This window comes from Nostoc sp., assembly GCF_036919895.1.
In the GTDB taxonomy this organism is placed as follows: Bacteria; Cyanobacteriota; Cyanobacteriia; order Cyanobacteriales; family Nostocaceae; genus Nostoc.
Genome location: NZ_JBALBW010000010.1, coordinates 14,322 through 28,380 on the forward strand (window position 1 = coordinate 14,322; position 14,059 = coordinate 28,380).

Annotated in this window: 11 protein-coding genes and 1 pseudogene; 5 read left to right on the plus strand and 7 right to left on the minus strand. The window is 42.6% G+C overall.

The window, feature by feature from the left end; genetic code table 11:
* The first annotated feature begins 187 nt into the window (after nucleotides 1-187).
* The 3 genes from V7K55_RS01655 to V7K55_RS01665 all read left to right on the plus strand — a co-directional run bounded on the left by V7K55_RS01655 (nucleotide 188) and on the right by V7K55_RS01665 (nucleotide 2,538).
* The gene (locus V7K55_RS01655; protein ID WP_334827522.1) at nucleotides 188-412 is read left to right on the plus strand and encodes a hypothetical protein; all 225 of its coding nucleotides are present in this window, start codon (nucleotides 188-190) and stop codon (nucleotides 410-412) included.
* Nucleotides 388-1,542: an endo-1,4-beta-xylanase gene (locus V7K55_RS01660; RefSeq protein WP_334827524.1), complete on the plus strand. Its 1,155-nt coding sequence runs from the start codon at nucleotides 388-390 to the stop codon at nucleotides 1,540-1,542. The genes V7K55_RS01655 and V7K55_RS01660 overlap by 25 nt, the downstream gene beginning before the upstream one ends.
* 357 nt (nucleotides 1,543-1,899) lie before the next feature.
* A complete protein-coding gene (locus V7K55_RS01665; RefSeq protein WP_334827526.1) occupies nucleotides 1,900-2,538 on the plus strand; it encodes a peroxiredoxin in 639 nt (212 codons plus the stop codon).
* Here V7K55_RS01665 and V7K55_RS01670 read toward each other — a convergent pair.
* The 3 genes from V7K55_RS01670 to V7K55_RS01680 all read right to left on the minus strand — a co-directional run bounded on the left by V7K55_RS01670 (nucleotide 2,523) and on the right by V7K55_RS01680 (nucleotide 3,990).
* A complete protein-coding gene (locus tag V7K55_RS01670) occupies nucleotides 2,523-2,729 on the minus strand; it encodes a hypothetical protein (RefSeq protein WP_334827528.1) in 207 nt (68 codons plus the stop codon). The genes V7K55_RS01665 and V7K55_RS01670 overlap by 16 nt on opposite strands.
* Complete coding sequence (locus tag V7K55_RS01675; RefSeq protein ID WP_334827530.1) at nucleotides 2,702-3,379, minus strand: DUF305 domain-containing protein; 678 nt, start codon at nucleotides 3,377-3,379, stop codon at nucleotides 2,702-2,704. Before V7K55_RS01675 ends, V7K55_RS01670 begins: the two co-directional genes overlap by 28 nt.
* 146 nt (nucleotides 3,380-3,525) lie before the next feature.
* Nucleotides 3,526-3,990, minus strand: a complete 465-nt coding sequence (locus tag V7K55_RS01680) for a CYTH domain-containing protein (protein ID WP_334827532.1) — start codon at nucleotides 3,988-3,990, stop codon at nucleotides 3,526-3,528.
* A 486-nt stretch (nucleotides 3,991-4,476) separates the two neighbouring features.
* Between V7K55_RS01680 and V7K55_RS01685 the strand changes: the two are divergent.
* Nucleotides 4,477-5,016 (plus strand): annotated as a pseudogene (locus V7K55_RS01685) (IS4 family transposase); the annotation flags it as partial.
* Between the two features lie 127 nt (nucleotides 5,017-5,143).
* Here V7K55_RS01685 and V7K55_RS01690 read toward each other — a convergent pair.
* Complete coding sequence (locus V7K55_RS01690) at nucleotides 5,144-5,755, minus strand: hypothetical protein (protein WP_334827539.1); 612 nt, start codon at nucleotides 5,753-5,755, stop codon at nucleotides 5,144-5,146.
* A 134-nt stretch (nucleotides 5,756-5,889) separates the two neighbouring features.
* On the opposite strand from V7K55_RS01690, the gene V7K55_RS01695 reads away from it, so the two are divergent.
* Entirely contained in the window at nucleotides 5,890-6,321 is a 432-nt protein-coding gene (locus tag V7K55_RS01695; RefSeq protein ID WP_094330818.1) for a biotin carboxylase, read from the plus strand.
* 307 nt (nucleotides 6,322-6,628) lie between these two features.
* Here the strand turns inward: V7K55_RS01695 and V7K55_RS01700 are convergent, their stop codons facing one another.
* From V7K55_RS01700 to treZ, 3 genes are all read right to left on the minus strand, one after another.
* Complete coding sequence (locus V7K55_RS01700) at nucleotides 6,629-8,143, minus strand: trehalase family glycosidase (protein ID WP_334827543.1); 1,515 nt, start codon at nucleotides 8,141-8,143, stop codon at nucleotides 6,629-6,631.
* Nucleotides 8,144-8,389: 246 nt separating this feature from the next.
* Nucleotides 8,390-11,188 (minus strand): malto-oligosyltrehalose synthase, encoded by a 2,799-nt coding sequence (gene treY, locus V7K55_RS01705; protein ID WP_334827552.1) that lies wholly within the window; start codon nucleotides 11,186-11,188, stop codon nucleotides 8,390-8,392.
* Nucleotides 11,189-11,736: 548 nt separating this feature from the next.
* On the minus strand, nucleotides 11,737-13,584 hold the full coding sequence (treZ, locus tag V7K55_RS01710; RefSeq protein WP_334827546.1) for a malto-oligosyltrehalose trehalohydrolase: 1,848 nt from the start codon (nucleotides 13,582-13,584) through the stop codon (nucleotides 11,737-11,739).
* Nucleotides 13,585-14,059 lie beyond the last annotated feature (475 nt).

Sequence of the window (14,059 nt, forward strand, 5' to 3'; positions counted from 1 at the left end):
CCAATGCACCCCAGTCGGTAGACGAAGCACAAGAAGCTTAGTCCAAGCCAGAAGCTAGCACGGAAAGATAAGCTATCGAAATCATATCCGATCGCACCCTGGTTTTCCTCTTTGAATTAAAGTTCGGCATAACTTAAAAAACTCCCTTCATTCATTCAAGCAAGAAATTTTACTAAAAAAACATAAATTGCGCGTATTTACTGATGGAGGCTCAGATTTCGCATGGTTAGATTGCTATCAAAAACCCCTTGAACATCAAACAGCCAGAGTCCTGGGAGATATTCATAATTTGCGACTTGCTTTAGGGTTAACGCCAGAACAATTTATAGCAACTGTTCTGGCGTTGCATATTCGACAATCAACCGTTGTGAAAATGGACGAAAATTTATGCTTTCTCGGAGAAAAATTTTAAAAAATGCAGGATACACAAGCCTTTCTGCTTTATTGAGTATGGGGGTTTTACAAAAGGGAAATCAAAAAGAAGGGCATAGCACTAATGTTGCTATGGCAAGTTATACAAGTACAAATGTAAATTCTCCGCTTCGGCAATTAGCTGCTACCAAAGGAAAACTTTATGGCGCAGCAATTGATAGTGTCGCTTTACAAAAAGATGCCGGTTATGCCGCCCTACTTGCTCGTGAATGTTCGATTGCGACACCGAATGGTGAATTAAAATGGAACGCTACTGAACCATCACCAGGAGTATTTACCTTTAAGTCAGCAGATGTAATTGCTGATTTCTGCCAAAAACATAATATACAATTGCACGGTCATACCCTTCTTTGGAATCAGGCATTACCTAGCTGGGTTTCTTTTCCCCCCACAATGCAACAACTGCAAGAACATGTTACTGGGGTCATGGGACATTATAAGAATAGCCCCGTTTTAAAGTCTTGGGATATTACTAATGAAATTATCGCTGCTAATCCAAATCAAACCAATGATGCTATCTATGGTTTACTTCCAGGATTAACACCGGAATATATTCTGGAATTGTTTAAATTTGCGGCTTCAGTTGATAGTACTAAGCTCTTTTACCTAAACGAGAGTAGCATGGAAGGCGCTTCATGGAGAGCAGACCGATGGTTAGCATTGATCGAATACTTAAAGAATAATGGAGCTAAAATCGACGGCGCAGGTATAGAATCGCATCTATGGTTTTCTACTGCATACCCTTTTGATGCTAAAGGATTTAGTTCTGTCTTAAAAAGACTTAACGATCTTCAAGTGAAACCAGTAATTACGGAATTAGATATTATCATTGATTTCCCATTACCCAACACTATCCAAGAGTTAGATCGGATGGTAGCTGACAGTTACACGCGATATCTCGATTTATGCTTTGCGGCTAATGTTGATACTCTAATTACATGGGGGATTACCGATCGTTATAGCTGGATACGCGATCTCAATTACATGCCAGGAAAATTTAAAGCCGATCGAAGTCGCCAGCAATTTTTGCGTCCGCTTCCCTACGATCGGAACTTGCAACCTAAACTTGCCCGCAATGCTATTGCCCAAGCTTTTCAGCAAGCAACTTAGAAACTTCTCAAAATATTGTATTTATGGCAGAGAAGGTTTATCATAGTTCTGCAATAATAATGTGGAAATGTTGCAACTCAATCAGGCTAGACTTGCAATAGCTTGTAGTCAGCTATCGCCCTGATATTGGCAATCCTCTATGTAAGGAAAAACCTATAGGGAAAACATATTAACTAAGAGCATATATGTGCATTTTAGTCAATAGTTTTTATCTCTCTTTCTTCCTTGATCTGAGAGCGCTGACAACCTAAAATTTTGTTTCAAACTGCTAAAGCCCGATTGGGAAATGGGGGTTTTATGTCATGATGGCATAGCATACTAGAATATATATGCTTTTCTAACTACAGGGAATCTCTCATGGCTCTCCGTCTAGGTGACACAGTACCCAACTTTACGCAAGCCTCAACACACGGCGACATCGATTTTTACCAATGGGCAGGTGACAGCTGGGTTGTGCTGTTTTCTCACCCTGCTGATTTTACACCTGTTTGTACAACAGAACTCGGCACAGTTGCCAAGCTAAAACCAGAATTTGACAAGCGCAATGTCAAAGCGATCGCACTCAGCGTTGATGATGTAGAATCCCATAAAGGCTGGGTGGGAGACATTGAAGAAACTCAAAGCACCACCCTTAATTACCCAATTTTGGCGGATGTGGATCGCAAGGTTGCTGACCTTTATGACATGATCCACCCCAACGCTAATGCGGCTGTGACAGTGCGCTCGGTCTTCGTGATTGACCCCAATAAGAAACTCCGTCTCTCTTTTACCTATCCTCCCAGCACGGGACGCAACTTTGACGAACTTTTACGGGTGATTGATTCTCTGCAATTGACTGATAACTACAGCGTGGCAACGCCAGCTGACTGGAAAGATGGAGAGGATGTTGTAATTGTCCCCTCACTCAAAGATCCAGAAGTACTCAAAGAGAAATTTCCCAAAGGCTACCAGGAAGTCAAACCATATCTGCGGATGACTCCTCAGCCTAACAAATAAAAAAGCCAAGGCGCAAAGTTATAATTTTGTGCCTTGGCTTTTTTATTTGTCTTTTTGCCTGAGAATATAGTCAGTGAGCTAGGCATCTGAAGCTGGAGGAAATCCCTAGCTAACAGAGTTTCGGATTCAAGAGCATCACTACGTGGTAAAGCACCAGCATCAGCTAATTGTTGTACCAGGCTTTTCCCCATTGTTGCATTTCTTTAATCTCTACCTCTTGTGCTTTAACAATTTCTTGGGCTAATTTCTTGATTTCAGGACGCTTAGACTTACTCAAGGCATCTTGGCCCATTTTTACAGCCCCTTCATGGTGAGGAATCATCGCATTGATAAAGCGCAAATCAAACTCAGCATCATCTGCACCTAAATCCTGACTCATCATCATGCCTTTCATTTGATCGGACGACATCTCCATCATGTGACCCATTTGACTGTTGTAAGCCATTGGTTTATCTCCCGCCTTGGGATACCAAGCTTGTCGCCACTGCTTCATCTGAGTGATTTCTTGGTTTTGCGATTTGATAATATTGTCTGCTAGTTTTTCGATTTCAGGACGTTTTGATTTTACCTGTGCAACTTTCGCCATTTCCACAGCCCCTTGATGGTGTGGTATCATAGCGTCGATAAATCGTAAATCAAAATTAGCATCGGCTGGGCCTAAATCCATTCCCATACTGTGATTCATCATCTGCTTGTCATTAGCAGTGGTGGCGGTTGCTTCTGGCCCTTGGCTTTGGTTCTGGGAAGCAGTGCTAGTACAGCCTGTGATTAACCCACCGACTGAAGCGATCGCACTAAAGGTTAACACTAAAAAGCCATTCCTCAAAGATAGCAGTTGCATAAGTCTTCACCTAATAAGTTTCCTCTTTCTATATTTACTTATTAGTTTGGCAGCCAGAAATGAAATTAGCATGAATCCCCAGCGAATTTAACCACCCGGATGAAGTCTATGTAATATTCAGTGGGATGTTTCTAATATTTTCGCCATTACCATTCTGAAAAAGGGTGTTTTACTAAATTGCTGTTAAAATATCTGGAGTCATCAGAAACTTCTTGTCCAATCCAGTTTGGTAGTTCAATTTGTTGATTTTCATCATTGAGTTCAACTTCTGCTAATATTAATCCTTTGTTAACACCATCAAACTCATCTATTTCCCAAATCAAACCACTAAACTCGATTTTATATCTGACTTTTTCTACAAAGGGACGTTCACATAATGTCTCAAGTATTTCTTGAGCATCTTTCACAGGAATAGGATACTCAAACTCTAATCTCGAATATTTGATACTGGGGCCCTTAATAGTCAAATAACTTTTTTCACCTACTATACGTATACGTACAGTTGTTTTGTCTTGTGTGGCAATGTATCCTTGACGATATACACTACCCTCGGCTAATCCTCTCCAACTATCTCCTCTAACTAAATATTTCCGCTCTATTTCTTTCGCCATTTTTACAATACTTCACTAAAAAAAGACTATGAATAAAGAGGGCTGATGTAGTAGAGTTTTTGTCTTTGAAACACCAACTCTAAAGCTACAAGCAACTCATATTTGATATCCTATCATTTTTACAATGCTTGCTACCGCAGATCAAAGCCACAACGATGAAACGTGGAAGTTTACAAAAACTTATAGCGGTTCCCATTCAGATGCGGTACAACATTAATCGCGAAGTGTAGGGGCACGGCAGTGCCCATTGGTGTCAACTTAAGCAAAAAGTCAGCATAAGATGTAATCTAAGAATATCTGGTTTGATGTTCTTAGTGATACGTCATGAGTACAAAACGTCCAGCGAGAAAAGGAAACCCAGACCTGCGGTAACAAAAACATTTACCAGCGCCGCCGATCGAACGAATTGAGAAAGAGATATTTTCATTGCTATCTCCCCTGAGCTTTAAACCTTTGAAGTCGGATGAAAACGAAGAAAAGAAAACTGATGAAATTATATCTATGGGAGAGTATCGCTCTAACCCTTGCCAGCGCCAAGTGCGTTTAGTTTCTGTTTTGTGGGGTTCAACTTGGTATTACTATCTGACAAACGTACTTGATCCTCAAATTTTATCTGCCCAACAGGGATGTGAATTATATCGTCGTCGTTGGCGTGTTGAAGATGCTTTTTTGCTCACAAAAAGGCTTTTGGGTTTGGCTTATATCTGGGTTGGTGATAGTAATGGTGTTCAAATCCAAATTTTGGCAACATGGATTTTTTATGCAGTTTTAAATCAGTTGTGTACCCAGGTTGCGTAGTTTACCGCCGTAGGCATCGCATTGAATCAACCCTTAGACCACATTTCTACAGAGATGGTCTTTCGCAGTTTATACCATTTCTCTCAAGCTGTTCTCCGTGGTGATGCCAGTGATGCTGTTCCTTCTCTTGTGGAACATCAAAAGCTGTTTGGACTAGTCAAAACTAGGCGTAAGCGCCATAGTGAGATTGACGCTTACACCCAGCAAATTTGGGCAAAATCCTCTTAAGTTGACACCAATGGTCACTGCCGTGCCCCTACACCTGGTGATGTAATGTTGTACCGCATCTGAATGGGAACCGCTGTAACGGAGTTCAAAGGCTCAATTAGATTTACTCTTAACTTCTAACTCCTCACTATTTCTGCGGCCAACGCCAGTTATAGCGATTCCATTCGTAGATTCCTTGAATTTCATACTCAGCGCCGTTGAAGAAGCGGACGACGCAGTTAGTAGAGGAATCATCACCGTTGCTAATTTCCTCGACTTTAATCACCATACAGGGAAACCATTCTCGCTTACAAGGGCCATCTTCTTGCACCCATTCCCATAGTGCATTGGAAACTTCAATGCGATCGCCTACTCTTAACTTTAGTGCATCCTCAAAATAAGAATACTTATCAAAATGGCATGACTGAACGCGATTCAACCACTGTAAACCATAGCGTTGCCGAATAAACTGTACTGTTCCAGAGTCATTTTCTAGCAGCCAGTCGTTAAGTAATTGCACTTTCCAAGTGCGGTTGCGTTGTTCTTCGTCTTTAACAAACTGTAAAAATACTTCTAACTCCTCTGAGGTAAGTTCATCTAACGGATTAGCAATACTTGACACCCCAGAGGTGTAACTTCCCTGAATTTGCTCGATTACTTGCAGTAATATCTGCTTCTGCGTGTCAGTGAGAGGACAGCTTGCTGCATCACAATCATTAAAGGCTGCGAGCATAGATGCTTCAATCTCATCTGGAGTCATAATTTAATGGCAATTGAGGGTTATTTCCTTAATTATTACAAAGGTTAAATTAAAGTCTTCAATCCCTTGTAGTGAAATTCAGGTAAGCTGAGATTATAAGTTACATATTCTTGGATTCAGTAACGGGGTCTTGTATGCGGTTGCGCTCACTCACGGTTGTTTTGATTTCCTGTTTCATCGCGTTTCTATCGTTGGCGATCGCTCCCTCTGCTGTAGCGTTGACACAGATTAGATTATTTGATGTTACTTATAAGGATTGTCCGCCAGAACTAGCAAAAGGGGCTGTAATTAGTAGTGGTAGCGCAGCCGCTAATTGCTTTATTGTTATTGGCAAGGCAGAAAATGGCACTAATAAAACAGTCTACGACGCAGATATTTTTGGACGCATCTATGATGCTAATAATGACTCAGTGATGCAAAACCGGACTCGTTTAGGTTCTATTGCTGAAGTCCCAACAGGTATTAGCGATTTTGAGTTGAGAATTTCTGTACCTGCTAATCAGCCTACTCCGTTGAAGCTAAAGCAGTTTAAAGCAGCTGGATTTAGCGGTCAAGTGCGTAGATAATATCACATCCGCTCGCGATCGCTTATTAAACCCGAATAACCTGATCCCGCCAAGGCTGTGCTTTGTCTCCCCTCGCCGCAAGCCTACGATGTACACCAAGTTTTGCCGCAGCCATATCTTTGTTAATGAATCTAGTAGTCTATCAACTTAGTTTTGCGGGATAAAAAACGAACCGCAAAGGGCGCAAAGGTCGCAAAGAAAGAGAAAAAGAAGAGAATAAAAATTACCTTGATAGACTACTAGCACTGTGTTTATATCCCGCCCTGAATCTTCAGTTCAGGGCGGGATGTCGATTAGTGTAAAAGTTTCACTTTTTCCCACGGGCTGCTAGGAGTTCTAGAATTACTCCATTTGTCCAGCCAAAGCCAACTTCGTTAGAACTGTATCCAAAGGAGATGTCGTCAGAAACGTTGGCAGAACAGCGTTCAACATCATATTTCTCAACTAAGGTGTTGTGGCGCTCGAATTCTTTAACCACCATAGCCAGAAATTTATTGGCAATGCGATCGCCTTCTGTATGAAACCCATAACGGTGAAGTCCTTGCACAGCAATTAATGTCAGTGGTGCCCAACCGAAGGGAGCATCCCATTGGTTTCCGGTGACATGAGTACTGGTAAGAATTCCGCCTGGGGCTTCAAACAAAGAGAGATTTTCCACGACGCGCTGGGCTTGGGCTTGAGAAGAAATTCCTAGCCATAGGGGATAGAATGTGGTAGCAAATTCGTAGCAACGGCGTTTTCCACTCTGGAAGTGATAGTCGCAATAGAGTCCTCGTTCTTCATTCCAGAGAAATTGATCGATCCGATCGCGCCGATATTCACCGCGATCGCGCCATTGTTTTTCTAGTTGTTCGTTGCCCAAAATATTGTTAATTTGCGCCATATCTTGTTCTACCTGATACAGCAAAGTGTTAAGGCACACAGGAGCATAGTGGAGGATATCAGCACTGAAGGGGCCAAATCGGTTGGTGATATCAAAACCGGACTCGCGCATGGTGCGATCGGCCTTGTAAAATAGGTGGGTCAGTTTGTCATTTTCCTGATCGTAGTAAAGATTAACGTCGTAATCTTCAACCTCATTCGTTTGGTAATATTCCTTGACGCGATCGTAGTGGCTTTTTCCCTCCTCATCTCGCTCGGAGAACACAACTTCTGGCGCGGGGCCTTCGCCAAAGGCATAAAATCTGGATAAGCCGGTTCCAGGATTCAAATGGGGCGGTACTACCCAGTAATAGTAAAATTGTTCTAGCAGGGGTACGGTTGATCTCAACCACTCTTCATCCTGGGTATGCTGGAATAATGCCAAAACCATCATGCTGAGGACAGGGGGTTGCGATCGCGACAGCATATAAGTCCGGTTGGCATTGAGGATAGTGCCGTAATGCTTCACCTGGTACAATAATTGGTCAACCTGGCTTTGTGCTAGATCCCATTCTTCATCATGCAAAAGTCCCAGTAATATAAAGTAGCTGTCCCAGCCATACATTTCGTTAAATCGACCACCTGGTACGACATAAGGGCCTGGTAGGTATAGTAAGCCATGCTGTTTAATCGCTTCGACTTCTGAAGGCAAAGTGCGAATTTCAATTCCTTGCATATCTTTGGGAGATAGCGATCGCTCTAACACTGTCTGAATATTGGGACAATCTTCTAAGGGGGAAATGTAGACGATCCAGGGAGTATCGGTTTTGTGGTCTAGTTTGGTATCCTTGGCAGATTTTAATAAGTGTTCGTGCGATCGCGTTAGAGTTTTCCAAGTCTTTTTGATATGGGCCCGCACGTTGTCAATCTGCGTGGTGGTAAGTGCTAGGGGAGTGGTCATAATTTAATTTGACAGGGTGTTGAGGAGTTTGGAATAATTTTTTAAACGCAGAGAGACGCATTCGCATTGGCGTAGCCTCTCGCAGAGAAGAAAACGGCAGAAGTACACAAAGGTTTTACGGTGTTCTCTCTGCGCGAGACAGATTCATCATAATTCGTAATTTCTAATGACGCTTGCGGACTCTTAGAGAGTTTTATTACAAATTACGAATTACGTTAACGTAGCCCATTCCGAATTACGAATTATTTACTCGGCACTACTAACCAATAGAGCAACTGGAAAATGAGCTAGGGCAGATCCGATAGATAATGTTTCTGTTACCTCTAAAGATTGCTGAGTGAGAAGGTTTTTCCAAGTGAGGGAAGTTCCAGAGGGTAATAGTAGGTGCGTATCTTGCCAAACTGACTCACCCAAGGGGTTTTCTCCAGGCTGGATGAGGCTTGTTAAAAAGCGAGGTGCGATCGCGATCGCTGTTTGATTCCCTTCCTGCCGCGCAAAGGCGATAATCTGATTGGCGTAGGTTCCCTGAACTTCTAACGGCAGATAGTTACCATCCTGAAACAATGAAACATAGTTTGTTCTGGCTTGGAGTAATTGAGCCGTTAAAAACAGTTTGATTCTACCGTCTGTTTTGTCGTTCAGTAACTCCTGAATCAGTCCGAGAATATCTGTTTTCACTTGTTCGCGGATGGCGCTTAAGTAAGTGCGTCGCTGTTCAAAATCCACGGGACGGCGATTATCTGGATCGACTAGGCTTAATTCCCAAAGTTCTGTTCCTTGATAAAAGTCGGGTACGCCGGGTGTGGTACTCTTCAATAGAGTTTGGGAAAGGGAATTGAATATCCCATAGTCTGCAATTCTCTGTTGAAAGGGATGAAAGACTTTTAGAAATTCGCTGGAGATGGAAGGATCGAGTACCTTCTCAATAAAGGAAGTACAAGCTTGTTCGTACTCGCTATCAGGTCGCAACCATGCTGTATGCACTTTTGCTTCTCTAATTGCCTTAATTATATAATCTTTCACTCGTTCCACGAAGGATGCGTGTTCTTGTTCCGCGAAAGGAAACGCCCCTACAAAGGTTTGATAGATAAAATACTCATCGTTGCGATCGGGCATAGCAAACCCGTGGCGATGACTGCGATTTCCTCGATTAATAGCACTCCAGGTATTTACCTGCTGATCCCACTCATCGGGGATTTCTGACAACACATTCAACCTGGCCCGCACATCTTCGCCGCGTTTGGTGTCGTGGGTAGCTGTGGTGTTCATTGTGTGAGGCCAAGTTGCTTGGTGCTGTTTGTTAAAGGCATGAAATTTGGCTAATTCAATCCCAAAATGACTGGGATTTCCCCCGACTTCATTTAGCGATAGCAAGCGATTGTAAACATATAATGTGGTGTCTTCTACACCTTTAGCCATTAGCGGCCCGCTATATTGCTGCATCCGTAAGACAAAATATATCCACTGCTCCCGTTCTGTTTGAGTCAGAGAGTTATCAAACTCAAGCAGCATTAACTTTTCAATAAAGGTCAGTTCGTGCTGCAACAGGGGCGTTTGTTCTTTGGCTTGGTTAATTACTTCTTGAATGGTAGCGCGATCGCTATCCCCAATTCCATCGGGGGTAATATAGGTACGGTAAATTGGGAACTGGGTCAAAACTTCGGCGATCGCTCTTTTCAAGCCATTGAGGGTAAAATCATTGCCATAGCGATATTTGCTGGAAATGTTCTTTAACAAAAGAGCTAAACTGTCAATATCACCGGCTAAATTCTTTTCTAGGATCAGGTGCTTTTTATCCTTCACTATCGAGGCATAATCTGCTCTTGAACCAATAAAATTCTGGTAAATTTTATCGAAGGATGATTCATTTTCAGTTTGACAAAATACACCATTTACATAGTTAAGAAAGTCATATCCCGATGTCCCTTCAATTGCCCAGTTTTCCGGCAATTCTTCAGTGAGTTCTAAAATCTTTTCGACCGTAATATAAATATCTCCCGTTTTTTCCCGCAGCCTTTCTAGATACTGGATTGGGTTATAGAGTCCATCAATATGGTCAATGCGTAAGCCGGTAAATTTGCCCTCCTCAACTAACTTGTTAATTAGGCTATGAGTGTTATTAAAAACTCGCACTTCTTCAACTTTAACGGAAATAAGTTCGTTGACAGTAAAGAAACGGCGGTAGTTCATTTCTTCCGCCCCAACTTTCCAGAAGGCGAGACGGTAAAATTGGTCATTTAGTAATTCATCTAGCAAGTTAAAGCTTTCGGAATTACCTGGTTCTCCGTTGAAAGTTTGGATATTTTCGTCAATGAACTCGTGGATGGCATCATTTGTGGTGTAGAGTTCCCAAACCAATCCTTTAATAAATGCGATTTGGTCTTGTCGCTGTTTTCCCGCGACTTCTGAAGGCACACTTTTGAGAATATACAAAATCCCTAATAGCTTAATAAAATCGGGGTGATTGCGTCCGAGTGTGCGGGTGAGTCTGCCCAGATTATGGGTAATAAATTTTGTATAAGATTCTAATCGTAGCGGCAGTTTTAAGCTGTAATAGTTTACGGTTAAACCGTTTTGTTCGTATTTGAGTTGAATGTGTCCGTTTTCTAGGGATACACCATAGAAATCTCCCAAGAGAGGAGCGAGAATTCGCTCTTGGCGATCGCCAAAGGGAGCATTCCAAGAAAGATCGAAGTAGTCAGTATAACTGGAATCTGGGCCGTGTTCCAATATGTCCATCAAGTAATCGTTTTCGCTGCTATAAGCCATGTGATTTGGCACTATATCTTGTAACCAGCCCATACCAAGGGATTGAACTTCGCCAACTAAGGAATCAAAGGATTCATTCGTTCCCAGTTCTGGGTTAAGTTGAGTGGCATCTACTATATCGTAACCGTGGGTACTCCCAGATCGGGCTTTGAAAATAGGGGAGGCATATAAATCGGAAATACCCAAATCTGCTAGATAAGCTGCGATCGCTTTAGCATTGTCAAAGCCAAACTGGGGTGTAAACTGAATTCGATAAGTGGCGGTAGGAATTCGCATGAGTTTGTTGTGATAAGAGATGGGGCGATGCGGTTTGGTTAACATGTTTGTTTCTCGGAGATCCCCCCAACCCCCCTTAAAAAGGGGGGCTTTTCCTGATCTTTACCCCCTTTTTAAGGGGGTCGCCGCAGGCGGGGGGATCTTATCTGAAACCTATTTAGAGGTGGGTGAATTTGAGCCTTTGAGCCTGAACGTTGAGCCTTTTTACTTGAACGCTGAACCTTTTTACTCGAACGTTGAACCTTTTTACTCGAACGTTGAACCTTTTTACTCGAACGTTGAACCTTTTTGCTTGAACGCTGAACCTTTTTGCTCGAACGTTGAGCCTTTTTGCTCGAACGTTGAGCCTTTTTGCTTGAACGTTGAACCTTTTAGCCTGAACGTTGAACCTTTTTGCTCGAACGTTGAGGTTATGAGGCTGAAACTTTAAGTTCTACAGCAGATTTCAGGTTAGTGAAGTACAGCATCTAGGTCTGTTAGCATGGCACAGAGCCTATTCTAATTCTGAATTCTGACTCCTGACTTCTGAATTCTGCTGTAACTCTCCCTCATCCTTTTTCATACAGTACTAAACTAGTAGGTCGCAATTCCACTTCTTCTCCCGCAGACAGATGTTCAGCAGCTTCAGAACCATTCCCAGACCATAAGGTATCAGCAGAGTCTAACAACTTATTAGCATTTTGCTGAATTGGCAGAGTTACTTTCACTGAAGACGAATTAAAATTCATCACAAATATTAGTTCGCTTGATTCGCACCAACGACGCACAATGACCACCTGCTTATCTTCATCGCTAGTCGCTTCGATGAAATTGCGGTCTTGATTTAAAAGTGCTGGATGCGTCTTGCGTAAATTAATTAACTGGCGATACCAATTCCACAGAACTTTATGATTACCCTCTTTGCGTAATTTCCAATTGAGTTTAGACTTTAGGAAAGTTTCTGCCGATTCGGGATCTGGGGGATCGTCTGCATAGTGAAATGCTTCAAATTCTTGTTTGCGTCCGGCTCGAACCGCTTGAATCAAATCGGCATCGGAATGACTGACAAAGTAAATGAAGGGTGCAGGTTCTCCATATTCCTCTCCCATAAATAACAGAGGTAAATTAGGCGAGAGTAGCACAGCGCCAGCAGCTAACTTCAATCCTTCAAAAGAGATCCTCTCAGTGAGGCGTTCTCCTTTCATTTGATTGCCGATTTGATCGTGATTCTGAATACAGACTGTAAACTGTGAGAAATTGCGATCGCGGCAACTTATGCCATGAAATCTTTTGCGATCGGGCGAATACTTCCAATCGTAGACAAAACTATCATTGTAAGCTTTTGCCAAATCAGCAAGCTTCCCAAAATCGTGATAATATCCTTGGCGATCGCCTGTCAACAGGGTGTGTAATGAATGGTGAAAATCATCACTCCATTGGGCATCGATTCCATATCCACCCAATTCTGCCGGACGAATGATTTGCGGATTATTCAAATCGCTTTCAGCAATTAAATGGCGTTTCCATTTTTGCCCTTTTTGTGAGAAATGATGAACTGCTTCCGCCAATTCTCGCAAAAAATGCTTGGCTCCCAAGTCGTAAATTGCCTGAATTGCATCAAGTCTCAATGCATCAATGTGGAATTCGCCCAACCAGTAAAGGGCATTTTCGATAAAATAATTTCGCACACCCTGACTATGGGCATCGTCGAAATTCAGCGCTTCGCCCCACGGCGTTTTATAGGTTTTAGTAAAGTAGGGCGCGAACTGACTCATGTAGTTGCCTTCTGGCCCAAAGTGGTTATATACCACATCCAGCACTACAGCAATATTGTGTTGGTGGCAAGCATTTACCAGTTCCTTCAGTTCGGCTGGGCTACCGTAAGAATTTTGGACAGCAAAAGGGTAAACGCCGTCATAGCCCCAGTTGCGATATGTAAGAGAAGCCTCAACATGAGTGTCTCCCGGAAACTGGGAGATGGGCATGATTTCAATGGCATTAATTCCCAGTTCCCGCAGTTCCGGTAAGCGGGGAATAATCGCACTGAAAGTTCCTTCTGGTGTAAAAGTCCCAACGTGGAGTTCATAAAAAATCATTGACTCCACAGGAATACCTGTCCATCCTTCATCAGTCCAGTTAAACTGCCGATCGACAATTTGAGACGGCCCATGTACCCCTTCCGGTTGATACTGCGACGCGGGATCGGCAAAAGTATCTTGGCCATTTAAGACATACTGATAAAGCGTACCCGGATACACATCGCTGACTTTCGTTTGCCAGTATCCCTCAGACTGAGGCTTGAGGGGAATTAACTGCTGTTCTGGAGTTAAAATTTTTACTGTAACGCCATCTAATAGCGGAGACCAAACTGTAAATTCACACTCTCCGTTACCCAAGTAGTTAGCACCAATTCTCACGCAGTCTCCTCCCGTCAAATTCTATGTTGTGCTGTATTGTGCGATGGCGTAGCCGCCCGCCGGAGGCGATCGCAATATCATTTGCACAATGTTTACAAACACGCCACATAGCATAATGGTTTGTCTGCCAGACTTTTTGCTAGCACCTGGAGGCGGATTTTATAATAAAACAAACTCTCTCTAATGACAAATTTAGTTTTGAGTCTCCCCTTCAACTGCGTGCGATCGCTACGATTGAGCTAACCGGATGGCGAACTCAGCATTGAGTTCGCCAAAGCCAGAAACACCTAATTCCCAAAAATATTTATCGAGTAAGCGATCGTGTCACTTGCTCCAATGTTTAACTTAGAGAGGAAGAGGAACCTGTTCTGCCACACCTTTAAGAGAACTCCAAAGAATGATTGATCCTATGATAAGAGAAAGGTAACTTTATTTTGTAGCCGAACTCATGTCTCCAAAATCTGTCATTCAACTC

Bases quoted from the DNA above. Each gene is read 5' to 3' on its own strand.
- treY (WP_334827552.1), bottom strand. From the start codon at position 11,188: ATGCGAATTCCTACCGCCACTTATCGAATTCAGTTTACACCCCAGTTT.
- V7K55_RS01695 (WP_094330818.1), top strand. From the start codon at position 5,890: ATGCGGTTGCGCTCACTCACGGTTGTTTTGATTTCCTGTTTCATCGCG.
- V7K55_RS01665 (WP_334827526.1), top strand. From the start codon at position 1,900: ATGGCTCTCCGTCTAGGTGACACAGTACCCAACTTTACGCAAGCCTCA.
- V7K55_RS01670 (WP_334827528.1), bottom strand. From the start codon at position 2,729: ATGGGGAAAAGCCTGGTACAACAATTAGCTGATGCTGGTGCTTTACCA.
- V7K55_RS01700 (WP_334827543.1), bottom strand. From the start codon at position 8,143: ATGACCACTCCCCTAGCACTTACCACCACGCAGATTGACAACGTGCGG.
- V7K55_RS01660 (WP_334827524.1), top strand. From the start codon at position 388: ATGCTTTCTCGGAGAAAAATTTTAAAAAATGCAGGATACACAAGCCTT.
- V7K55_RS01690 (WP_334827539.1), bottom strand. From the start codon at position 5,755: ATGACTCCAGATGAGATTGAAGCATCTATGCTCGCAGCCTTTAATGAT.
- V7K55_RS01680 (WP_334827532.1), bottom strand. From the start codon at position 3,990: ATGGCGAAAGAAATAGAGCGGAAATATTTAGTTAGAGGAGATAGTTGG.
- V7K55_RS01675 (WP_334827530.1), bottom strand. From the start codon at position 3,379: ATGCAACTGCTATCTTTGAGGAATGGCTTTTTAGTGTTAACCTTTAGT.